This is a genomic window from Clostridium sp. CTA-1 (assembly GCF_054768215.1).
This window is the reverse complement of record NZ_BAAAAP010000005.1, coordinates 92,188-114,504: the sequence shown is the minus strand read 5'-3', so window position 1 is coordinate 114,504 and position 22,317 is coordinate 92,188. Positions and strand designations below refer to the sequence as shown.

The 22,317-nt window shown below is 28.7% G+C and carries 18 protein-coding genes and 1 riboswitch; of the genes, 13 read left to right on the top strand and 5 right to left on the bottom strand.

Annotated features, from left to right (window positions below; genetic code table 11):
• Position 1: 1 nt before the first annotated feature.
• Positions 2–1,153: a pyridoxal phosphate-dependent aminotransferase gene (locus ACYUEW_RS05520; protein ID WP_460276369.1), complete on the top strand. Its 1,152-nt coding sequence runs from the start codon at positions 2–4 to the stop codon at positions 1,151–1,153.
• Positions 1,154–1,602: 449 nt separating this feature from the next.
• Here the strand turns inward: ACYUEW_RS05520 and ACYUEW_RS05515 are convergent, their stop codons facing one another.
• Entirely contained in the window at positions 1,603–2,511 is a 909-nt protein-coding gene (locus ACYUEW_RS05515; protein WP_003485602.1) for a DMT family transporter, read from the bottom strand.
• Between the two features lie 148 nt (positions 2,512–2,659).
• Between ACYUEW_RS05515 and ACYUEW_RS05510 the strand changes: the two genes are divergently transcribed.
• Positions 2,660–4,027, top strand: coding sequence for an aminotransferase-like domain-containing protein (locus ACYUEW_RS05510; protein WP_460276368.1), 1,368 nt, complete (start codon positions 2,660–2,662; stop codon positions 4,025–4,027).
• A 32-nt stretch (positions 4,028–4,059) separates the two neighbouring features.
• On the opposite strand, the gene ACYUEW_RS05505 is transcribed toward ACYUEW_RS05510, so the two are convergent.
• Entirely contained in the window at positions 4,060–4,800 is a 741-nt protein-coding gene (locus ACYUEW_RS05505; RefSeq protein WP_265203264.1) for a CAP domain-containing protein, read from the bottom strand.
• A gap of 423 nt (positions 4,801–5,223) precedes the next feature.
• Positions 5,224–6,348: a DEAD/DEAH box helicase gene (locus ACYUEW_RS05500; RefSeq protein ID WP_003485610.1), complete on the bottom strand. Its 1,125-nt coding sequence runs from the start codon at positions 6,346–6,348 to the stop codon at positions 5,224–5,226.
• Between the two features lie 471 nt (positions 6,349–6,819).
• Between ACYUEW_RS05500 and ACYUEW_RS05495 the strand changes: the two genes are divergently transcribed.
• The 9 genes from ACYUEW_RS05495 to ACYUEW_RS05455 all read left to right on the top strand — a co-directional run bounded on the left by ACYUEW_RS05495 (position 6,820) and on the right by ACYUEW_RS05455 (position 18,371).
• Positions 6,820–8,595, top strand: coding sequence for a sigma-54 interaction domain-containing protein (locus tag ACYUEW_RS05495; RefSeq protein WP_460276367.1), 1,776 nt, complete (start codon positions 6,820–6,822; stop codon positions 8,593–8,595).
• Between the two features lie 259 nt (positions 8,596–8,854).
• On the top strand, positions 8,855–10,159 hold the full coding sequence (locus ACYUEW_RS05490; protein WP_460276366.1) for an L-cysteine desulfidase family protein: 1,305 nt from the start codon (positions 8,855–8,857) through the stop codon (positions 10,157–10,159).
• Positions 10,160–10,429: 270 nt separating this feature from the next.
• Positions 10,430–10,978, top strand: a complete 549-nt coding sequence (locus ACYUEW_RS05485; protein WP_003485617.1) for a GGDEF domain-containing protein — start codon at positions 10,430–10,432, stop codon at positions 10,976–10,978.
• A gap of 443 nt (positions 10,979–11,421) precedes the next feature.
• A riboswitch (purine riboswitch) is annotated at positions 11,422–11,523 on the top strand.
• A gap of 66 nt (positions 11,524–11,589) precedes the next feature.
• On the top strand, positions 11,590–12,654 hold the full coding sequence (locus ACYUEW_RS05480; protein WP_265203260.1) for a solute carrier family 23 protein: 1,065 nt from the start codon (positions 11,590–11,592) through the stop codon (positions 12,652–12,654).
• Between the two features lie 15 nt (positions 12,655–12,669).
• Positions 12,670–13,215, top strand: a complete 546-nt coding sequence (locus ACYUEW_RS05475) for a phosphoribosyltransferase family protein (protein ID WP_042384912.1) — start codon at positions 12,670–12,672, stop codon at positions 13,213–13,215.
• 585 nt (positions 13,216–13,800) lie between these two features.
• Complete coding sequence (locus tag ACYUEW_RS05470) at positions 13,801–14,334, top strand: amidase domain-containing protein (protein ID WP_003485621.1); 534 nt, start codon at positions 13,801–13,803, stop codon at positions 14,332–14,334.
• Between the two features lie 517 nt (positions 14,335–14,851).
• Positions 14,852–15,130: an ATP cone domain-containing protein gene (locus ACYUEW_RS05465; protein WP_003485622.1), complete on the top strand. Its 279-nt coding sequence runs from the start codon at positions 14,852–14,854 to the stop codon at positions 15,128–15,130.
• Positions 15,131–15,487: 357 nt separating this feature from the next.
• The gene (gene orr, locus ACYUEW_RS05460; RefSeq protein ID WP_043031970.1) at positions 15,488–16,549 is read left to right on the top strand and encodes an ornithine racemase Orr; all 1,062 of its coding nucleotides are present in this window, start codon (positions 15,488–15,490) and stop codon (positions 16,547–16,549) included.
• A gap of 172 nt (positions 16,550–16,721) precedes the next feature.
• A complete protein-coding gene (locus tag ACYUEW_RS05455) occupies positions 16,722–18,371 on the top strand; it encodes a methyl-accepting chemotaxis protein (protein WP_460276365.1) in 1,650 nt (549 codons plus the stop codon).
• A 283-nt stretch (positions 18,372–18,654) separates the two neighbouring features.
• Here ACYUEW_RS05455 and ACYUEW_RS05450 read toward each other — a convergent pair whose 3' ends face one another.
• Positions 18,655–19,746 (bottom strand): glycerol dehydrogenase, encoded by a 1,092-nt coding sequence (locus ACYUEW_RS05450; protein ID WP_265203256.1) that lies wholly within the window; start codon positions 19,744–19,746, stop codon positions 18,655–18,657.
• A 372-nt stretch (positions 19,747–20,118) separates the two neighbouring features.
• Here ACYUEW_RS05450 and ACYUEW_RS05445 point away from each other — a divergent pair, with 372 nt between their 5' ends.
• The gene (locus ACYUEW_RS05445; RefSeq protein WP_265203255.1) at positions 20,119–20,598 is read left to right on the top strand and encodes a hypothetical protein; all 480 of its coding nucleotides are present in this window, start codon (positions 20,119–20,121) and stop codon (positions 20,596–20,598) included.
• On the top strand, positions 20,553–20,729 hold the full coding sequence (locus ACYUEW_RS05440; protein ID WP_265203254.1) for an L-2-amino-thiazoline-4-carboxylic acid hydrolase: 177 nt from the start codon (positions 20,553–20,555) through the stop codon (positions 20,727–20,729). The genes ACYUEW_RS05445 and ACYUEW_RS05440 overlap by 46 nt, the downstream gene beginning before the upstream one ends.
• 485 nt (positions 20,730–21,214) lie before the next feature.
• Here the strand turns inward: ACYUEW_RS05440 and ACYUEW_RS05435 are convergent, their stop codons facing one another.
• Positions 21,215–22,189: a hypothetical protein gene (locus ACYUEW_RS05435; RefSeq protein ID WP_460276364.1), complete on the bottom strand. Its 975-nt coding sequence runs from the start codon at positions 22,187–22,189 to the stop codon at positions 21,215–21,217.
• Positions 22,190–22,317 lie beyond the last annotated feature (128 nt).

The window sequence follows — 22,317 nt, the reverse complement described above, 5'->3', positions numbered from 1 at the left end:
TATGAAAAATAAATTTTTAGCCTATAAGTATAAAGAAAATGAAAATAATTTAATGTCAGAAACCGCTAATTTAAAAAAGAAGTTTGAAGATATAATTGATTTAAGCTTAGGGGATCCAGATATAATAACGGATAAATCTATTATACAGACTGCTTTTAAGGATACAAAAAAGGGATATACTAGATATTCAGATCCAACAGGAGATAAAGAATTAATAGAGGGAATTATTAATTTTTATAAAAAAGATCGTAATATAACTTTTAAAGAAAATGAGATTATGGCAGTGGTAGGAGCTTGTCATGGTATGTATTTAGCTCTGCAATCCATTATAAACCCTGGTGAGGAAGTAATAGTACATTCTCCTTATTTTACTCCATACAAGGAACAAATAGAGATGGTAGGTGGGAAATTTATTGAATTTGAAACCCTAGAGGATGATGAGTTTAATATAAACCCTAAAAAATTAGAAAAATTAATAAACAGTAAAACAAAAGCTATAGTATTAAATTCCCCTAATAATCCTACTGGTGCATTTTTCCCTAAGGAATTGTTAAAAGAAATAGCTAAAATAGCCATAGAAAATGATTTAGTTATAATATCCGATGAGGTTTATGATGGATTTACTTATTGGGAGGATTTTTGCTCAATAGCTTCCCTAGATGGGATGAAAGAGAGAACCATAACTTTAGGTAGTTTTTCAAAGGATTTCTGTATGACTGGGTGGAGAATTGGTTATGTAGCTGCTCCAGATTATATAATTAATACTATGAAAAACATTAATGAAGGTATATGTTTTTCTGCTCCTACAATTTCTCAAAGAGCTGCCATATATGCTTTAAAAAATAGAGATAATATTGTAGATAAAATAAAAAAAGAATTTAAAGAAAGAATGGAATATGCCTATAATAGGATAGAATCCATACCAAAACTAAGTGCTTTTAAACCTAAAGCAGGCATATATATATTTGTAAATATAAAGGAAACAGGTAAAAGCTCTGAAGAATTTTGTGATGATTTATTAAATAAAGCTCATATAGTAGCAATACCGGGAAAGGCCTTTGGTAAGTATGGAGAAGGATACATAAGAATTGCTTGTACAGTAGGTTTAGAAGAATTAGAGCAAGCTTTTGATAGAATTGAAAAAATACTATAAACAGATTTCTTGGCTTCAGAGGAAGTATTTACTCCCACTAAAGCTTAGGAAATGGTTATCCTATAACTACCCGCTCTTTATTCTCACTTTGAAGAAAAGCAGAGAGTCCAAATCGTCGATTTGGTGCGAATCGCTTTCACAGAGTGCGATGGGAGTATTAGAGCGGGTAGTTATAGGATAAATAAAAAAGACATCCGCAAATGAAGTGTAACCAAAAGTTAGAGGTAAATCTAATATTTTAAGGTGCACTTCAAAAGGGGGTGTCTTGTTCTGTTATAAAGAAGGTTATAAACTTATTATGTTGGCTAAAGGTATTTTAAATATACTAAATTTAAGTTTAATAAAAAAGATTGTTTATAAAATTTTTAAATCTATGTTTTTAAGTTTTATTGATTTATCTTCAATAACATTGTATTAGAATGTTATTTTTTATATTAATTTCATAAGGGTTAAGACATCTTATCTCCCAAATTTGTCCCAATTATTCCAAGTATAATCATGAATGAACCAATTATATGAAAGTATTGTAATTTTTCTCCCAGAAATACTACTCCTGCCATCATAGTTATTAAGGTGGAGAGATTATTAAATACACTCATTTTAGAAGCTTCTATTTTAGATAGAGAGTAGTTTAATAAAAAGGATGTAACAAGAGAAGATAATATTCCTAAATAAAATATTGAAACTATAAATAATGGATTGGTAAAGGGTTTAAAGTAAAGATTAAGAGTACCATTTAAGCTATGATTAATAATAGACACAATATTAAAAAACACAAATCCTATACAAATTACTGTATAAGTTAGGGATATAGGTTTATATTGTCCTGACATTTTTCTTGCTAGTACGTTGTTACCAGAAGAGGAAAGGGCAGATAACAGAATAAGAACTATACCTATAAATATATTACTTTTTAAATTTACTCCCTTCATAAAAAATATATACACTACTCCTGCTACAGATAATAGAATTGATAGTTTCTGTAATATACTAGGACGCTCCTTTAAAAATATTATTGAAAATATCATTGTAAAAATAGGAATAGTTGCTTGGATAATTCCTGCTTCAGAAGAAGCAATATAAACTAGTCCAAAAATCTGAAAACCAAAGAACATAATTGGATAAAATAATGATAGAGGCAGAATAGAAAGAATATCTTTTTTAGTTATATCTAATTTTATCCATCCTAATAAAACAGATACAAAAGCAAATATAAAGGATATAGTAAAACGATGAGCTAGTGTATCTAAAGGATCTGCAAAAGTTAAGCTTATTTTTGAAAATAAAAATGAGAAACCTATTATAATAGAATATAAGATAGCGGAAACATAGGCCTTTTTTTTATGTGAAAATTTCATGGTATACATTCCTCCTAAGTTTATATCTTGCTATAAGTTTTAAATTTTACTCTAGAGTATAATTATATGTTAGTAGATTACTAGTTGTGGTACAATAAGAATAAAAGCTATCTATACCGGTACAGATTTTATATAGGAGTGGAAATATATGTATAAATATTTAGAAATATTAAATCATGTTGAGAGTTTAATTCAAGAGGGAGAGTATAAAGATGGGGATAAGTTACCCTCTATTCGTGATTTTACTAAGATATATTCCTGCAATAAAAGTACTATTATAAAAGCGTTAGAGGCATTAGAGAGGCAGCACAGAATATATTCCATACCTAAGAGTGGTTATTATGTTGTAAAGAGAAAAAATCCTACCAATAGCAATAAAGAAATATTATTAGATTTTGCATCCTCTGCTCCAGATCCACAGGTTTTTCCCTATTTAGATTTTCAGCATTGTATTAATGAAGCCATTGATATATATAAGAATGAATTATTTATCTATGGAACACCTAAAGGATTACCTTCATTAATTGATGTAATACAAAAGCATTTAGCAAATTATCAGGTATTTGCTAATAAAGATAATATTTTTATTACCTCTGGAGTTCAGCAGGCCTTGGCTATACTAACTACACTAACTTTTCCAAATAAAAAGGAAACTATCTTAATAGAACAACCTAGTTATCATTTATTTATAGATTATTTAGAAACTCATAATGTTCCTGTACTAGGTATTAAAAGGACGGATAAAGGTATTGATTTAAATGAACTTGAGAGATTATTTAAAAGGGAAAGTATTAAGTTCTTCTATACTATGCCTAGGTTTCATAATCCTTTAGGTACTTCTTATTCTCAAAGGGAAAAGAAATCTATTGTAAAGCTAGCTCAAAAATATGATGTATTTATTGTGGAAGATGACTATTTAGCAGATTTAGAAGAAGATCCAAAGGCGGATCCTTTATATGCCTATGATGATTTTTCTCATGTTATTTATTTAAAGAGTTATTCAAAAATTATATTTCCTGGACTTAGAATAGGAGTTGCGGTTATTCCTAATACCATTTTAGAGGGCTTTGGAAAATATAAAAGACTTATAGATGTAGATAGTTCTATGCTCTCTCAAGGAGCCTTAGAAATTTATATTAAAAGTAGTATGTTTCAGCGCCACAAACAAAAGATTAAAGCTTCTTATTCCTTAAGAAGTAAATACTTAGCTTCAATTTTACGAAAACAATATGAAATTTATAGTGATGTTTTTCAGTATAAATCTATTAAAAATCCATGTATTCATACATATATAACTTTAGATGAAAAAATAAATAGAGAAAGACTTATAGATAGATTGAAAGATAAATCTATTATGGTGGCTACAGAGGATGGACATTATTTAAGCACGTTTCCAAGGGAAAAAATTCTTAAATTGAATGTGACAAATGTAAGAGAAGATTATATTGAGAAAGGACTTTTGGATATAATCCAGGAGCTTATAAAAATGTTTTATATAAACAATAGGAACTGCTAAAGCAGTTCCTATTAGTTATATGTTCTATATGTCTATTTACCTGGATTTATAAACATTTGAGTCCAATAGGATGTTCCATTAGAACTCTTAGCTAATCCAACACCTATTTCAGTGAAAGATTTGCTTAATATGTTAGCTCTATGTCCTGGTGAATTCATCCATCCATCTACAACTGCTTTAGCTGTAGGGTATCCAGAAGCTATGTTTTCACCTGCTGCAGAGTATTTTATCCCGAATTTTTTCATCATATCAAATGGTGATCCATAAGTTGGTGATGTATGTGAAAAATAGTTTTTATCAATCATATCTTGAGATTTAAGTCTTGCTACATTTGAAAGCTCTGTATTGGCTTTAAGTGCTGGTAAACCAGCTTTTGATCTTTCTGCATTAACAAGAGTAACTACTTCTTTTTCTAATGCTGCTACACTTGAATCAGGTTTAGTTGCACTAGGTTTAGTAGCTGTAGTAGTTGGTTTAGATTGAGAAGTTGTGTTTGCAGTATTATTTGTATTACTGCTAGTTGGTTTAGATTGAGAAGTTGTGTCCGCAGTATTATTTGTATTATTTTTTGTGTTTTTGCAGTCAGTATTACCCTTATAAGTCTTTATTACTTTTATGCCGTAGTTAGACTGAGTTTGTGCACAATTAGTAGTAATTTTGCTCAAATTTACTGGGTATTTAGATGCAGCAGATACTAATTGTATATTAGACATTGCTATAAATGCAGTAAGCACTGAAGTAGCCATAAGTTTTCTTATGGAAGATTTATTCATTGTAACACCTACCTTAAAATATTTTTTAAAGATTCACATTTTAAATTTATTTAAAATTTTTGTGAAAATTTATATTTCACATTATACGTTACATATAGGGGCATGTCCAAGGTAATGTTGTGGAAAAACATCAAACTTATTCCATTTACTATTTCATCACTTTAAGCTTTTAGGGTGTTGATTTAGAATATAATGAGTGTAAAAACTAAGTGCTTTTACATATAAAAATAAGCTGTCTTTTTTATTTCAAAAGAGGGATGGTTTATGAAAATATATTATAAAGATAATAAATTTTCATGAATCGTCCCCTTATATAAAGAGTAAAAATAAAGAGTATCTCACTTTAAAGTGAGATACTCCTATTTTACATTTAATTGTTTAAATTTCAAAAGATTTTATTTTAAAAGATTTATTATAAGATCATTAATCCTCTTTAGAATTTGTTAAAACTCTTCTAGGGATTTTTAATTTAATTTCTTTTTCTATGGTATCTAAAGTAGCTTCATCTTTTGGTGCTACAAATAGGAATGTATATCCTTTTTCACCAGCTCTTCCAGTTCTGCCTATACGGTGTATATAGCTTTCAGCATTTTCTGGAATATCATAGTTAAAAACATGAGTAACTCCAGTAATATCAAGTCCTCTAGCCGCTACATCTGTAGCTATTAAATATTGAATTTCTAGATTTTTAAAGGAACGCATTATTCTTTCACGTTTTGGTTGAGTTATACTACCATGAAGTTTTTCACAGTTATAACCCTTTTTATAAAGGTCTTCCTCAAGATTATCAACTCTTCTTTTGGTTCTACAAAATATAATAGCCATAAATGGATTTTCTTCATCTAAAATTTTACACAAGTCCTCTTGTTTTCTTCGGTCAGTGGTTTCTATTAAAACTTGTTTGATATTTTTAAGGGTTACTTCTTCTTTTTCTATTATTACTAGTTTTGGGTCACGCATGTTTTTATAGGCTAGTTTTTTAACTTCAGAATTCATTGTTGCCGAAAAACATAGAGTCTGACGCTTTCTTGGTGTATTATCTATGATAGATCGAACTTCATTTTTAAATCCCATAAGTAACATTTCATCAGCTTCATCTAATACTAATGTTTTTAGATCTTTAAAATTCAGTGTGTTTCTGTTAAGGTGATCTAAAAGTCTACCGGGAGTTGCAATTACCAAGTGTATATTATTTTTAAGTTTTTTTATTTGAGATCCTATATCTTTACCACCATAGGCAGCTAAAATATTCAAATCTTTGGCTTTTTTTAACTTCATAGCTTCCTCAGTTATTTGTATAGCAAGTTCCCTTGTAGGGGTTATTATTAAACCTTGAATTGCATTTATATCAGGAGATATATTTTCAAACATTGGAAGTAAAAATGCAAGGGTTTTTCCAGTTCCAGTTTGCGCTTCAGCTATAACATCATTACCGTTTTTTATTAACATAATGCTTTCTTCTTGAATTGGTGTTGGCTCAATGATTCTTTGATTTTTAAGAACATCTATTATACTATCACTAAGACCTAGTTCTTCAAATTTTATCATAATAATTTACCTTTCAATTTTCAAATATATTTTTAGCTTTTTATAAGTTAAATCAGCTAAGTATAACACATTTTTAATATAATAAAAAGAAACATGGGAGAAATCAGCTTAAGTCACTGTTATTCTAATTGATGGTTTATAAAATTTTATTATAAAAATAGCAAATTTTAATGAAGCGTCTCCTTATATTATGGTTAAATGTGATGGGGAATATTTATCATTAAAGTTATGGTAATATTATATAAAGCTTAAATTTAAGATAAGTATTTCATAATAGGAAATAATTATAGAAAAAATTTTATTAAAAACAAATAAAAATAAAATATGTCTTCAATTGAAAATTTATAAAGATTAATGATAAAATTAGGTATCAAAAGGATATAGAAAACAAAGAGAGGAGGAGTTACGTTAAAACGAAAGCATTATATTTTTGTGCAAAATAATTTTAAAAGTTTTACGTAACGAATATAAGTGTCTTTAAATAGTATAAAGGGCTCTGTTCAAGAGGTGGCGGAAGCTATAGCCGCAGTTCTTAAGGTGGATGTTACTATAATTGATAAAAATTTTAATAGAATTGCCGCCACCGGTAAGTATAAAAAATTTATAGGAAATAAAATACCAGGAAAATGTTTATTTGAATTAGTTATAAAAGAGAAAAAAACCAATCATATAAAAAGATATCTAAAAGATAATGAAAAGAAGATAAATCCATCTGTATGCGAAAGCTGTGAAGCGAAGGAGAGATGTACAGAATATGCAACCATAGGTTACCCTATAATTATGGAGGATGAAGTAATAGGAGTAATTGGTATAAATATTTTTAATGAAAAACAACTTAATATAATATCTGAAGAATTTGATTCTATGATAACATTTTTAAATAGATTAAGTACATTACTTGTAGGAAATATTATTTATTATGATACTATAAAAAAATTACAAATTCAAACTGAAGAAACCAATCATATAATAGATAGTTTAAGCCACGGTATAATGTGTGTAGATAACAATGGAATTTTAAAATATATTAATCATAAGGGAAAAAAACTATTAGATATTAAAGAGAAGTTATTAGTAAACACTAATATTAAAGATACAATATCAAACTTTAATATTAAACTTTTAAGTAAAGAATATAAGGGTAAAAGAATAAGTATCCATGGTAAAAATGAAAGTTTTTTGATTAAAAGTAGTCCCATTATATTCAAAGGTGAAAGGGTAAGTAATATTATAGAATTTAATAAAAAAATTGATGAAGTTCAAGCTGCCTATAAGCTTTTTGCTAGTAGTAAAATTATAAAATTTGAAGATATAATGGGTAGTAGTAATAATATAAAAAATGTAAAGCTGATTGCTAAAAATATTGCTAAAACTGATTCAACTGTATTATTAAGAGGAGAAAGTGGTACAGGAAAGGAACTTTTTGCAAGAGCTATACATTTTGAAAGCCAAAGGTGTGATGCTCCTTTTATAGCTGTTAATTGTGCTTCTATTCCAGATAATTTATTAGAAAGTGAATTTTTTGGATATGAAGGAGGGGCTTTTTCAGGGGCAAAAAGGGAAGGTCAAATGGGGAAATTTGAACTTGCCAATGGGGGAACCATATTTTTAGATGAAATAGGGGATTTACCTTTGCATCTCCAACCTAAAATATTAAGAGTACTTCAAGAACAAAGTTTTACTAAAATTGGTGGTAAAGAAGAAATATGTGTAGATGTTAGAATAATAGCAGCTACCAATAGAGAACTTGAAACTATGGTTAAACATGGACAATTTAGACAGGATTTATATTATAGATTAAATGTAATACCTATATATTTACCTAGTCTTAAAGATAGAGGGGAAGATATAATATTACTTAGTGAATATCTTATGGATAAATTTTGCGAAAGATCTAATCTAAAGATTAAACAGCTTTCAAAGGAAGTAAAGGATAGTTTTAAAAAGTATTCTTGGCCTGGAAACATAAGAGAACTAGAAAATGTAATAGAATATATAGTAAATACCACAAAGGAAAATATAATATATAATGAACATTTACCAAAATCCTTTAAAATATCTAAAGAAGATGAAAAAAGTAATAAAAGTTTACAGGATAGACTTTATGAATATGAAAAAAATTTATTAATATCAATGATGGAGGAATATGGTGAAGATGGAAAAGGGAAAGAGAGAATTGCAAAAGAACTAGATGTTAATTTATCTACACTCTACAGAAAATTAAATAAATATAATTTGCAAAAGTGAGAATATTTTTGCAAAAGTGCAAAAAACCTTTAATATCAATATATAATGTCTTGAAATTTATAATTAATAACAGGATTATTTGCAATAATGCAAAAATATAAATTAAAATAATCTATATATTAAGTAAATAAAAAATAATTAAATACTTAAATCCATTGGAATGTAAGGCTTTATAATGGATTGAAGATAAAATTTAAATTCTTTGGCATCCTTATTGCTACGTATTATAAGTAGTAGAACTTAAAGGGAGTGGGTTAGGATGTCAAGATTATCAAAAGAGGAAATAAGTGAAAGATTATTAGAGCTAATAAAAGATGAAACTAAACCAGCTATAGGATGTACTGAACCTGTGGCAGTAGCTTTTACTGTAGCAACAGGTAAGAAGTATATGCAGGGTAAGATTTTAAAAATAGACTTAAAAGTGAGTAAAAATATATTAAAAAATGGTAAATCCGTTACTATACCAAATACAGAGGTTTGTGGTTTAGATATTGCAGGGGCTCTTGGAGAAATATGTGGAGATCCAGAGGAAGGATTATTTGTTTTTAGAAATGTAAACAATGAATATTTAGATAAAGCAAAAGAAATTATAAAAAATAAAGTTGTAACCCTTAATCCAATTGAGGATACAGATCCTGTTTTTGTAGAGGCTACTTTAAAGGGAGAAAAGGATGAAGTTGTTGCCATCTTAAGAGGAGGGCATACTAATATAGAGAAGGTTATTGTAAATGGTAAAATAGCCTTTGAAAAAGATAATAAAAATAAAAAAGATAATAAAGATTGTGATTTTATTAAGGAGCTTTCTTTAAAGGATATAAGACAAATTACAGAGGATATTAGTATAGAAAAATTAGACTTTATAATGGATGGAATAGAGATGAATAAAGAGGCTGCGATGGAAGGGTTAAAAAGACAAAAGGGTTTAACCTTAGGATCTTCTCTTTTAAAATTACAAGAGGAAGGAAAAATAGGTAAGGATTCTGCAACCATAGCAAGGATTTTAACTGCTGCAGGCTCTGATCTTAGAATGGGTGGAGGAATGTGCCCTATAATGACCAGTGGTGGAAGTGGTAATCAAGGATTATGTGTAATTTTACCTATTAACGTAGTAGGAGAGGATATAAAGGCTCCTAAGGAAAGACTTCAAAGGGCAGTATTTTTTGGTCACGCCGTTAATAATTTTGTAAAGAAATATACAGGAAAATTATCTGCAATTTGTGGTTGTGCCATAGCAGCAGGTATAGGAGCAACAGCGGGAATTGCTTGGCTTTTAGGTGGAAAAGATAAGGAAATAGAAGGAGCTATATTAAATATGTTAGCAAACCTTACAGGAATGGTATGTGATGGAGCTAAAGGAAGCTGTGCTATTAAACTTTCAACCTCAGCCTCTGAAGCGGTTATATCAGCTTATTTAGCTTTAAATGATATAATTGTACCTAACAATACGGGAATTATAGGAAATACCGTTGAAGATACAATAAACAATCTTGGGATGCTATGTAAAGATGGATTTTATAAAGCAGATGATGTAATGCTTTCTATAGCCTGTAAAGAGGTAATATAGTATATAAGATTTTAAGGTTCAGGTGGAGTTTTCTTAGAAAATTCATTTATTTCATCTGAACTTTATAAATATTTGGAGTGAATAGTTTATACAGAGTGCTGATTTTGTGCGAATATCTTACACAAAATGGGATGTAAGTATTAGCAATAGAAATAATTGGATAATTTTTTAAAAATATTTTTAAATCATCTCTAGAAAGGACAAAATCCGACTGGATAATATTGTAAAATAGGTATAGATAATATTTGAAATTAGTAGAGGTGATTCTTTATGAATTATAATCATATGTCTAAGAATGAATTGATAGAGGAATTAAATAAAAAAGATAAAATAATAAAGAGGATGAAATATATTTTTGGAAGAGATCCTGTTACCTCTGTATATAATAGAAAATTAGGTTTGGAAAAACTTCATAGAGAAATTAAGCTAGCAAAAATTAATAAATGTAACTTAATTATAACCTTTGCGGATGTAAATAATCTTAAATATATAAATGATAACTATGGTCATGATACGGGAGATTATGTATTGGAAACTCTATGTAGTATAATAAAAAACAATATAAGAAAAAGGGATTTTATTTTTAGATATGGAGGGGATGAATTTATAATTGTATTCCTGAAATCTAATATGAATGATGCAAATAAAATATTATCTAGAATTCAAAAGAAAATAGATGAATTGGGGGAAGATTTGGAATATAAAATGGGGTTAAGTTATGGTTTAGTAGAGTATAATAAAAATACGAATAAAACCATGGAAGATTTAATAAAAATAGCGGATTATAGAATGTATGAGAATAAGAGGAAAATTGGATAAGACTTGAAGGGGCTGTCGTATTAGCATAAAAAAATATGTTAACGTGACAGCGTTTTTCGTGTATTTCACAGAAATTTTAATGATATTTTAACCCCAAATAAGCTTAATAATCGAAAAATAACGCACTTTAATAAGCCTTTGATATTAAGGTTTTTTTGACTAGGCAAAAAGCTGTGGCACTAATTTTTTTTAGTGTCACAGCTCCTTTTTTATTTTTAGTGTTAAAATTAAATTTATTTTATTTTGAAGCAAATTATATCTTTATAAACATAATTATATTTTAAGGAATAAAAGAAAGAATTCCTAGGCTAAAAATTATAGCTTTTATTATATATTTTAATGATGAATTTTTCAGGAAAAGTAAGTTAATTTTATTTAATATACGTATAATATGTAAAACTATGTTGAAAATATTCGCATAATGTGGTAATGTTTATTATGTTATAAAATAAAATATTCGCTCTTATATAATTCTGATAATAGGGTTCAGGAGTTTCTACAGAGTAGCCTTAAACTACTCTACTATAGGAGAGGTTATTAGGATGCATATATTCTATAACTTATCTCCTTTTATTATTAAGAGTAGATATAATTGAAGGGAGATAAAAGATATGGATTTATGGAAAGACATTTTATCAATTTTTAGTGTGCTTTTAAATGGCTTACCACAAGGGCTTTTAGCATTATCCTTTGGTTTTGCCTCTGTTCCTACAGCCTTTGCATTTCTAATAGGTGCTGCTGGTAACGCAATAACAGGAAGTGTAGTACCTATATCATTTCAAGCAGAAACAATTACTTTAGCTGGTACTATGGGGGACAACCTTAAAGAAAGACTTTCAATGATTTTTTATGGTGGTTTAATAATGACCTTCATTGGATTATTTGGATTAATGAGTAAAATAACTGACTCTATTGGTCCTGTTATTACAGCAGGAATGATGGCTGGAGTTGGAATTATGTTAGCTAGGGTTTCTATAGAAATGGCTAGAAAAAATAAAATTATAGGATATGTTTCTATAGCTTCAGGAGTAATAACTCATCTATTTACAAAGGATTTAGTTTATACCATAGCAGTGTCTGTAATAATATCAAGTATTGTATATAACATCCTTGGAAATAAAAAAAATGAATCTTCTATTACAGAAAGAGAAAAAATAGCTATAAACAAACCATCCTTTAGCTTAAAAATATTAAGAGGAGCTATGAGTATGGTATGTCTTAACATAGGGGCTAACATTGCCTTTGGGAATATTACTGGACAATTAGCAAATCGTAAGGTAAACATAGATCATGTATCCATAATAAGTTCATTAGCTGATATGAGTTCTTCTATTTTGGGTGGTGCGCCAGTAGAGTCTATAATTTCAGCAACAGGAGGAGCACCTAATCCTAAAGCTAGTGGTATTATAATGATGCTACTTATGTCTGCAATATTATTTGCAGGATTTTTGCCTAAAATAGGAAAGTATATTCCTACAGAATCAATAGCAGGATTTTTATTTGTGCTAGGAGCCATAGTTACCGCTCCGGTAAACGCAGCCTCTGCCCTTACATCTACTGCTGCTAATGGTACAGTTATAGGTGGGGTTACAATGACTGTTACAGCTATAACAGATCCTTTTATTGGTATGATTTCAGGATTATTAATGAAAATATTATTACCTATGATAGGGTAAATGGAGGGGAAATATATGAATAAATATTATGAATTAAATGTATGTGGTGTTAAGCGTAATCTTCCAATAATCAAGATAAATGAAGAGTTGGCCATTGCTAGTTTTGTAATTCTTGGGGATACAGAACTTATATCTAATGTAGCTTTGGATATAGCAAAAAAATTGCCAAAGGTTGATGTATTAGTTACTGCAGAGGCTAAGGGAATTCCTTTGGTTTATGAAATATCAAAAATATTAAATATGAAAAGTTTTATTGTGGCGAGAAAAAGCATAAAACCTTATATGAAAAATGCTATATGTAGTGAAGTGCTCTCTATAACTACTCAGAAAAAACAATTATTGTGTTTAGATGGGGTAGATGTAGATAAAATTAAGGGTAAAAAAGTTGCAATCATTGATGATGTAATAAGCACTGGAGAATCATTAACTGCACTACAAAAATTAGTGGAGGATGCAGGCGGAATTGTAACTAGTAAGGCTGCAATTTTAGCAGAAGGGGAAGCTTCAAAGAGAGAAGATATAATATTTTTAGAAAAACTACCTCTATTTCCATTAAAGTAGAAGTACATATGGTATTCACTCCGTTATGTATATACAGATAAAAAGACTGTGTATACATAACGGGGTGATTTTTTATGGAAAGTAAACAAAAACATATTTATGGAAATAATAAGGAGAATTTCCATGAAAATTAGATAGATTTGAACATATCATCTTTTTAAAGAGTCAAATATTATGGTGTGAATTTTATCCACCTTTTTTCTTCACTACTTTTTTGAGCTAGTTCTATAATTTTTATTTTGTGAAGATTTCTTTTTATTTTCTTCTATTATTTTTTTCATTTTTTCTATAGTACTTTCATTCATATTATTATCCTCTAATTTCTATATTTTAATGATCACACAGGCTTTCCCTTGAATATTATACTATTTTCTTATAATAGTGAACACCCCATAATTTTAGTAAATATAATTTTAAGAACTAAATCCCTATAATCCATATAAAAAACACAGTATTATATCATATCTGTTCATTTTTCTTTTTAAATATTTAATTTTATTGTATTATATCTTTATACCCTTCACTGTAACAATTAAATTATCATATTATATTAATTATAATCATTTAGTGAGGTTTTAAATTGTAATGAATTGGACAATGCAAAGACAAAATATATACTTAAGAGAAAAGGCTGTGAATTATGCTATAACTTATGCTTTAAATCCTAATCCTCAATATAGATATTTCCCTATAATAAATAATAATGGTGGTGACTGTGCAAATTTTATATCTCAATGTCTATTAGCTGGTGGGGCTCCCATGAAATTTAGTAGCGAGTATCCTTGGTGGTATAATCATAGCAATACTATAAATGTATTAGATGATACTTGGTCTATATCTTGGGCTGTAGCTCATTCTTTATACTATTATTTAAAAGTAAATCAAGAAAAAGGCTCTTTTGGTGCAAAGGGGCTAGAAGTTTATAATAAGAATGAATTAAATATTGGAGATTTAATATTTTTTGAAGATAATAACAGTCATATATTTCATTCTGCAATAATAACCGCTTTTCAGAATAAAGAACCTTTAATATCACATCATACTTTTAATGCGCTAAATATTCCTATTAAATATTCCTGGAAATATGATAAAATACATTTTTTAAAAATAAGCTTATAATTCTATATGTATTACTTTAAAAATTCTTGAAGTAATACATATAGAAGTAACACATATATATAATTAGTATTTTCATTGCTATAAAAATTATAAAACTAGAGAAAATCTTGATAATTTCGCAATTGGTAATTTTATAAATAGAATAGATTAAAAAATTCTAAAAACAGATTTTAAACATAATGTTACAATGAATAATAATTTATGTTAATTAGGGCTAATACTTAAACTTTTATAATTTATATATTAGCTCTAAATTTATTTTTGTAAAAATATAAATCTATACTAATGGAAATTTATATGCCTAATTAAATATAATAACGGCTATAGATACTGCTTCAGAATATGTTATCAAAGGAAGGAACTTTTTTAAGTGATTAAGAATGTTGTAAGATTTTGAAAATTGCAAAAATATCTTGAGGAATATGTATAAATATAGTAAAATTGATTAAAAGATGCTTCAATTAGTGTTAATTCATAAAGTTAAAATTAATTAGAAATTTAGAAGGAGGTATCATATATGGAAATTATAAAAAAGAGTGGGAAATTAGAGTACTTTGATGAAAGAAAGTTAAAAACAAGTATAGCTAATTCTGCTAGAGATACTGAGGGGGTTCATTTAACAGAATCAGATTTAAATGCCATAGTAAAAGATATAAAAAATATAATTAAAAACATAAGAAAGGATAATGAAAAAACCTCCAGTTATGAGTTAATAGGCATAATAAATGATGTTCTAATAAAAAATAAATTTCATAAAGTATTAAAAGAATTTGTAGCTTTTAAAGATAAAAGATAATAAAAAAGTTGCCTTAAAATTAAATCTATTTTGAGGCAACTTTTTTTAATAGTGTTATTAAACCTTCCTAAATATTATTTTGTAAATTGTAGTTTGTAAAAATAATATTTCTTAAACTTAAATGAATAATATTTCATACTTTAAAGGCAATGAAATTAGCACTTTTAGTATATAAATATCATTAAACATACAATGATGAGGAACGATAAGTATTGGTCTGACTGATGTATTTAAATCTAATGTAGTTATAATGTGTTTTTTTAGGATTGTGCTAAAAAATTGAAAAATGTATTATTATTATGTATAATAGTATAAAAATACAATAATAAAATAATATAAATTAGGCAGGTGTATATAATGTCTTATCCAAGGGTTGAAGTAGATACTAAAAAAATTAGATATAATACTAAGGTTCTAGTAGAGGAATGTAAAAAAAGAGGAATAAAAGTAACGGCGGTAACCAAAACATTTTGTGGAAATCCTAAAATTGCAAAGGTTATTGCAGAAGAAAAAGTAGATATTCTAGCAGATTCTAGAATAGAAAACTTAAAAAAATTAACTCATATTAATTTGCCTAAAATGCTTTTAAGATTACCTATGATAAGTCAGGTAAAGGAAGTTATAAAATATGCGGACATTTCACTTGTATCAGATATTATTACTATAAGGGAACTTTCTAAAGAGGCTATAGAACAAAATAAGATACATAATATTATATTAATGATAGACTTAGGAGATTTAAGAGAAGGTATATTTAATGAAGAGGAAATTTATACTACTGTAGAAGAAATACTTAATCTTAAAGGTATAAAACTAATGGGCATAGGAACAAACCTATCCTGCTATGGGGGAGTCATTCCTACATACGAAAATTTATCACAGTTAGTTAATATAAAGAAAAATATAGAAAGTAAATTTAATATAAAAATAGAGGTTATTTCAGGAGGAAATTCTGGATGTATTAGTTTATTTAAAGAAAATAAGGTACCAAAAGAAATTAATCAATTAAGATTAGGAGCATCCATATCCTTGGGAATAGGATTGAATGATGGACATATAGAGCCTCTTCTAAAAGATGCATTTAAATTAGTGGTTGAGATAGTGGAAGTTAAAAACAAGCCCTCAGTGCCCATTGGAAGTATTGGATTAGATGCCTTTGGTAACAAACCATTTTTTGAGGATAAAGGTATTATGAAAAGAGCCATATGTGCTATAGGAAGACAAGATATTAGTCCAGATAACCTAATACCCATAGATGATAAAATAGCAGTTTTAGGGGCAAGTAGTGACCATCTTTTATTAGATATTACAAATTGTAATAAGGATTATAAAATAGGTGATAAAGTAGAATTTAATGTTACCTTTGGAGGATGTTTATCCATAATGACTTCTGAGTATGTTCATAAAATTATATTATAGATTTTTTAGTCATTCTTTATTGATACTTTTGTATTTTTAGAAAAAATATCGATAAAGAATGACTTTTATTTTGTATAGATAATGTTAGCATACTTGAAAAAATTTATAAGAGTATTATAATTATAGAAGTTAATACAGTATTAGATAAAATAGACAGAAGTAGGTGTAATTTATGTTAAATAGCTTTAAGAAAAAAATATTAGCAGGGTTTTTATTAGTAACTATAATGTGTGTGGTTTCTTTAACTGTAGTATCATCATTAGAGACTAGAAAAATAGCTACTAATCAAATGAAAAAGGATGGTATTGCTATAAGTAATATGGTAAGAAAATCTTTAGGTAAAAATAAAATAACTGAAACAAAAGAAATAAGTACAATATTAAAGGATATAAAAAAAGATTTAAAAGAAGATATGGTGTATTTATCAGTGTGTGATACAGATTATAAGGTAATTGCTCATAATGATGACAATATGCTAAATACTGGAATAGAGAATAAAGAGCAATTTGAAAATGTACTTAAAGAGGGAAAAACTATAGGATTAATATTTAAAAGGACAACTGGAGATAAGGTATATAATGTATCTACTCCCTTTTATGAGGATGGGAAAGTAGTGGGCATTGTAAATGTAGGAATCTCCCTTGAAGGCATGAATAAGTTAATAGAAAAAGGGCTTATTGAAACATTAGTTATAGTCTTAGTAATATTAGTAATTTCCTTTATTATAGCCATTTTAATTGCAAGAAATATATCAAAACCTATAGAAAGTATGGTAACTAAAGTGAATAAGATTTCTGAGGGTGACTTTACTATAGAATTTCATGCAAAGGGCGAAGATGAGATTTCAAAACTAATGAACTCTTTAAATAAAACTATGGAAGTTATAAGAAATCTTATAGGTAAAATTAAAGATGAAGCAATTACTATAGATGGAGTTTCTCAAAATTTATCTGCCTCCAGTGAAGAAAATTCTGCTTCAACTACTCAGGTTTCAAATTCCTTAGCAGAGGTTGCAGAAAACTCTACAAATCAAGCACAACAAATTAATGAAGCTACTGAAGCTCTTATGAGATTTGGAGAAATTTTAGAAAATATAAATGATAAAGTTATAGATGTAGCCAGCAGCAGTTCAAATATAAAAAATTCTGCCCATGAGGGTTCTATAAAGATAGACAACCTTGTTAAATCCGTAGAAGATATTAAAGAAACCTTTATATCTGTTACAGATAGAATTTCTTCATTAAATGGTAGTGTTCTTAAAATAAGTGAAATCACAGATGTTATAAATGAAATAGCAGAAAAAACTAATCTTTTAGCCTTAAATGCTGCTATAGAAGCAGCTCGAGCTGGTGAAGCTGGAAGAGGTTTTTCAGTAGTAGCAGAAGAAATAAGAAAACTTGCAGAACAGGTTTTATATTCATCTAAGAATATACATACATTAGTTGAGACCGTAACAACTAATACAAATGAAGTTTCCCATAACACTGAAAAAGTATCAGAAAAAATACAAGTGCAAGCAGATTCTATAGAAGATACTATAGATTCCTTTAAAAATATACTAGGAGAAGTGGAAAAAATTAATCCTGAAGTTGAAGAAGTATCCCAAAAATTAAATATGACTATGGATAAAAAAGATACTATTCTTAATAATGTGGGAACAGTATCTAATATATCTCAAGAACTTTCAGCTTCCACAGAAGAAATCGCTGCAGCTATGGAACAACAAGCATCTTCTACAGAAGAAGTATCTTCTTCAGCTGAAGAGCTTACAGAACTAGCAGATAGGCTAGCAACCTTAGTATCAAACTTAAAAACAGAATAAGGGACGGCTTATAAAAAATTAATAAATTTATAATGATCTTAAAAGGGGCGGTTCATAGGAAATAGATAAGAAATAGATGATAGTTAAGCTTTTATAACTAAAGATCTATTTCTTAGTTATGATATATATTAAATATGAAGATAGTTGTCTAATATTTAATATGCTGATAAAGTTTCATTTATTCAACAATAATAAAATTATAAATAAATGAACCATCCCTAAAAAGGTCTTATTAGAGGGTTAAATTATTAACAAAAATGTTGAAAAATAATTGATTTATATACTATTTATACAAATTTGCTAGATTATCTGCAGTAAGAATAGCAGCATAAACATCCTCGTAAGTTACTTCAAAAGGCATATTGAAAATAGATTCTCCCTCAGCACAGGTAGCTTTAGCCACTTTCATAATGCCTTCTTTTTTTATCTCTTTAATTCCCATATCTTCTAGAGTTATTGGAAGATTTACGTCTAAACAGAAGCCTATAACTTTTTCAATTTCTTCTAATGGACTGTTTTCTAAAACCAGTTGTACTAAAGTTCCAAAGGCAACCTTTTCACCATGGTACAAATGATGACATTCCTCTAATACTGTAAATCCATTATGGATGGCATGGGCTGCTGCTAGGCCACAGCTTTCAAAGCCAATTCCACTTAAGAAAGTATTAGCTTCAATAATATTTTCTACAGCTCTAGTGGAAACCTTATTTTCTACAGCAAGTTTTGCTTTAAGTCCATCCCTTAACAGAGTTTCATAACAAAGTTTAGCTAATGCAAAAGCACTATTAGTTCCTTTACCACCAGCTAAAGTATCGGAATTTGAATTTGTGCAAGCTCTAGCTTCAAAATAAGTTGCTAAAGCATCTCCCATGCCTGCTACTAAAAGTCTTGCAGGGGCTTTAGTTATCATAGAAGTATCTACCAATACTAAGTCGGGATTTTTAGGGAGTAATAGGTACTCTGAGAAAGTTCCTTCCTTTGTATATATTACTGAAAGGGCACTACAAGGAGCGTCTGTGGAGGCTACAGTTGGAGCGATAACTACTGGAGTATTCTTATAGTAAGCCACAGCCTTTGCTGTATCAAAAATCTTACCTCCTCCAATACCAACTACCACATCACAGTTATTGGATTCCACACAAGAACATAATCTATCTATTTCTTCTTTGCAACATTCTCCATTAAAGGACTCAAATATTAATTGTATATTAAAATTTTTACAACTTTTTTCTAAAGTAAATTTAGTTCTGTTTATTCCATTAGGACTAGCTATTATTAAAAATTTTTTACCTAAAGATTTAGCATGAACTCCAAAGTTGGATAGTTCTTCCTTACCTTGAACATATTTACTTGGGGAAATTATTATTTTACTCATATTCTTTCCTCCTAAAAAGTATATTTAGTTCTATATTTATTATATCAGAGAATAGTTAATTTTTTATCAATTTATTGTTAAAAAATTTAAATTTTAAGTTTTATTTATACATAAATTGATTAAATAAGAGATTTTATTATTTGAAATTTATTCACAATTGACATTGTATATTAAAAAATATAGTATAAAATAGAGAAAACTAAGTTACATATGTTAAAAAATATATAAGATGAGATTTAAAAAAATTGATATTATTCATGTTTTCTGTGATTTTAAATTATAATAGAATAAATATAATTTGAAAAATTAGAAAGTTTAAATAGAGGGTTAATATCCTTAATCTATGAACAACAGAAGGGATGGTAACAAACTATGAAAACTTTAGAAATGATTAAAGGAACTTATCCAATTATAAAAAAAGAATTTTCTAAGGATGAATGTAATAAAATTCTAAGAGAAGCCATAGAAGAAAGTGAGAAAATTCATGGAGACGAGCCTGTATTTCAGTCAAAAGCTTCTCAAGGATTTATGGAACAAGGAATCTTTGGGATTTCTATATATAAGGCATTGATTAAAAGAATGAAGCACGAGGAAACTTGTATTTTTACACAAAAATGCTTTTTGCATAATGTGGATATTATGTTTAAGTCACCAATTTTAAGATGTTTTTCTAAGAGTAAAACGTTACTAAGAATTTCAAGAAAAATCATTATAAAAGATGCAAATAGTAAGGATAATTCATTGGGTTTTAAATATGAACTAAAATCTAAAAAGAAAGAGTATTTATATGAATTTGATGTTTTACAGTGTCCTATTGTTCAGTTATTAAAAAATATGATTTATTATTTTTAGGTAAATACTTGTGTGAAGCGGATTGTTATGTTATGAAATATATGCCTAAAGATATTGTATTAATAAGAGATAAAGTGTTATCAAAAGGTGATGAGATTTGTGAATTCAAATATAAGATAATTAAAAAATAGAGAAATAGGAATATACAATAAAAATCATGATGATAATGGAATAATATATTTATAGTGGGGAATTAAATATGGAATTTAAAGAATTTGGGGAAAAAGGTAAACCTGTTATATTGCTTGTGCATGGTTTAAAACCTTATGCGTGTTAAAAAGTCAACTTAACTCATAACTTATATATTTTAAAGACTATTTATCTAGTCTTTTTTTATTGCCCACAATGTGACATGATAATATGTTAGATGGTCATAGATTGAATATGAATTTATTAGGTAAAACAGTATTTCTAGCAGAGAAAGAGGCAGAAGAAAGGTTAAATGAGTTAAACTAAGATTTAACGTATAGAGGAGAATGATAATTGATCAGGAGTTTTATAATTAAAATTAGAAGCATTCTTACCACAACTTTTTACCTTGATATTTAGTATTATGCATGCTAATTTTGAATGCTTCTAATAAAATAACTTCTACAGCTTAATTCTAAAATTATTTTTAGTTACTTAGTTTTTGTATAAGAATAGATGCATTTGAATTAATCTGGGTACCTCCACTCAGTGTTTGTAAAGTTACAGCTGCCGCACTTGAGTGATTTCTCAAGGTTAAAACGTCTCCTGTGGCAGCTGTAATTATTACCATACCTGGATTTGGCTGGGTACCTGCTCCAGAACCGTACACACTTCCAGCAACGGGAGCTCCATTTTGAAAAAGAGTAAACTGGTTAGGTTCAGCGCCAGCTACATTAAACCATACTGCATAATCTCCAGCAGCACCGAGACTAATTGAAGTTGTTCCAGGTGCATGGGTTATTGGGCCAACAATGATGCCATTGTTGCTAAAGTTTATATCAGCTTCTATTGCAACAACCTGTGCGGCTAGATTATAGATATACGCATAATTTGCAATTGTTGTTCCAGTAGCACCAGTGGTGCCCCTAGGACCAGTAGCACCAGTAACACCTCTAGGACCAATAGCGCCGGTTGCACCCCTAGGACCAGTAGCACCAGTAAYACCTCTAGGACCAATAGCGCCGGTTGCACCCCTAGGACCAGTAGCACCGGTTGCACCTCTAGGGCCAGTAGCACCAGTAATACCTCTAGGACCAATAGTACCGGTTGCACCYCTAGGACCAGTAGCACCAGTAATACCTCTAGGACCAATACCGCCGGTTGCACCTCTAGGGCCAGTAGCACCAGTAACACCTCTAGGACCAATAGTACCGGTTGCACCTCTAGGGCCAGTAGTACCAGTAACACCCCTAGGACCAGTAGGTCCAATAGGGCCTCTACAGCAACAATGCCCTCTACAGCAACAATGCCCTCTACAGCAACAGTGTAGTTTTAGAGGAAGGCTTGGATTATTACAGTAACGACGACTTAGTGCAGATATCAAGTTTGGTGAACCGTTTTCATATTTATTTATACATTTACTATTAGTTGTTTTGGCATAACATTTATTAGTTCTATCCATAAAGATTCCTCCTAATAAGGTATTCTAGGTGATTAATCACCTAAGATATTATATGTTTTTAAGGTAATGGTGTTATTATGCGCACGTTTAGTTGCATGAATTATATCTTGTTTTAAAGGCTTTCTTTA

What these genes read in the sequence shown, in the direction of transcription:
- ACYUEW_RS05450 (WP_265203256.1), bottom strand. Translation starts at nt 19,746, where the DNA reads ATGAGTAAAATAATAATTTCCCCAAGTAAATATGTTCAAGGTAAGGAA.
- ACYUEW_RS05520 (WP_460276369.1), top strand. Translation starts at nt 2, where the DNA reads ATGAAAAATAAATTTTTAGCCTATAAGTATAAAGAAAATGAAAATAAT.
- orr (WP_043031970.1), top strand. Translation starts at nt 15,488, where the DNA reads ATGTCTTATCCAAGGGTTGAAGTAGATACTAAAAAAATTAGATATAAT.
- ACYUEW_RS05445 (WP_265203255.1), top strand. Translation starts at nt 20,119, where the DNA reads ATGAAAACTTTAGAAATGATTAAAGGAACTTATCCAATTATAAAAAAA.
- ACYUEW_RS05510 (WP_460276368.1), top strand. Translation starts at nt 2,660, where the DNA reads ATGTATAAATATTTAGAAATATTAAATCATGTTGAGAGTTTAATTCAA.
- ACYUEW_RS05475 (WP_042384912.1), top strand. Translation starts at nt 12,670, where the DNA reads ATGAATAAATATTATGAATTAAATGTATGTGGTGTTAAGCGTAATCTT.
- ACYUEW_RS05470 (WP_003485621.1), top strand. Translation starts at nt 13,801, where the DNA reads ATGAATTGGACAATGCAAAGACAAAATATATACTTAAGAGAAAAGGCT.
- ACYUEW_RS05500 (WP_003485610.1), bottom strand. Translation starts at nt 6,348, where the DNA reads ATGATAAAATTTGAAGAACTAGGTCTTAGTGATAGTATAATAGATGTT.
- ACYUEW_RS05465 (WP_003485622.1), top strand. Translation starts at nt 14,852, where the DNA reads ATGGAAATTATAAAAAAGAGTGGGAAATTAGAGTACTTTGATGAAAGA.
- ACYUEW_RS05505 (WP_265203264.1), bottom strand. Translation starts at nt 4,800, where the DNA reads ATGAATAAATCTTCCATAAGAAAACTTATGGCTACTTCAGTGCTTACT.
- ACYUEW_RS05485 (WP_003485617.1), top strand. Translation starts at nt 10,430, where the DNA reads ATGAATTATAATCATATGTCTAAGAATGAATTGATAGAGGAATTAAAT.
- ACYUEW_RS05490 (WP_460276366.1), top strand. Translation starts at nt 8,855, where the DNA reads ATGTCAAGATTATCAAAAGAGGAAATAAGTGAAAGATTATTAGAGCTA.
- ACYUEW_RS05515 (WP_003485602.1), bottom strand. Translation starts at nt 2,511, where the DNA reads ATGAAATTTTCACATAAAAAAAAGGCCTATGTTTCCGCTATCTTATAT.
- ACYUEW_RS05455 (WP_460276365.1), top strand. Translation starts at nt 16,722, where the DNA reads ATGTTAAATAGCTTTAAGAAAAAAATATTAGCAGGGTTTTTATTAGTA.
- ACYUEW_RS05480 (WP_265203260.1), top strand. Translation starts at nt 11,590, where the DNA reads ATGGATTTATGGAAAGACATTTTATCAATTTTTAGTGTGCTTTTAAAT.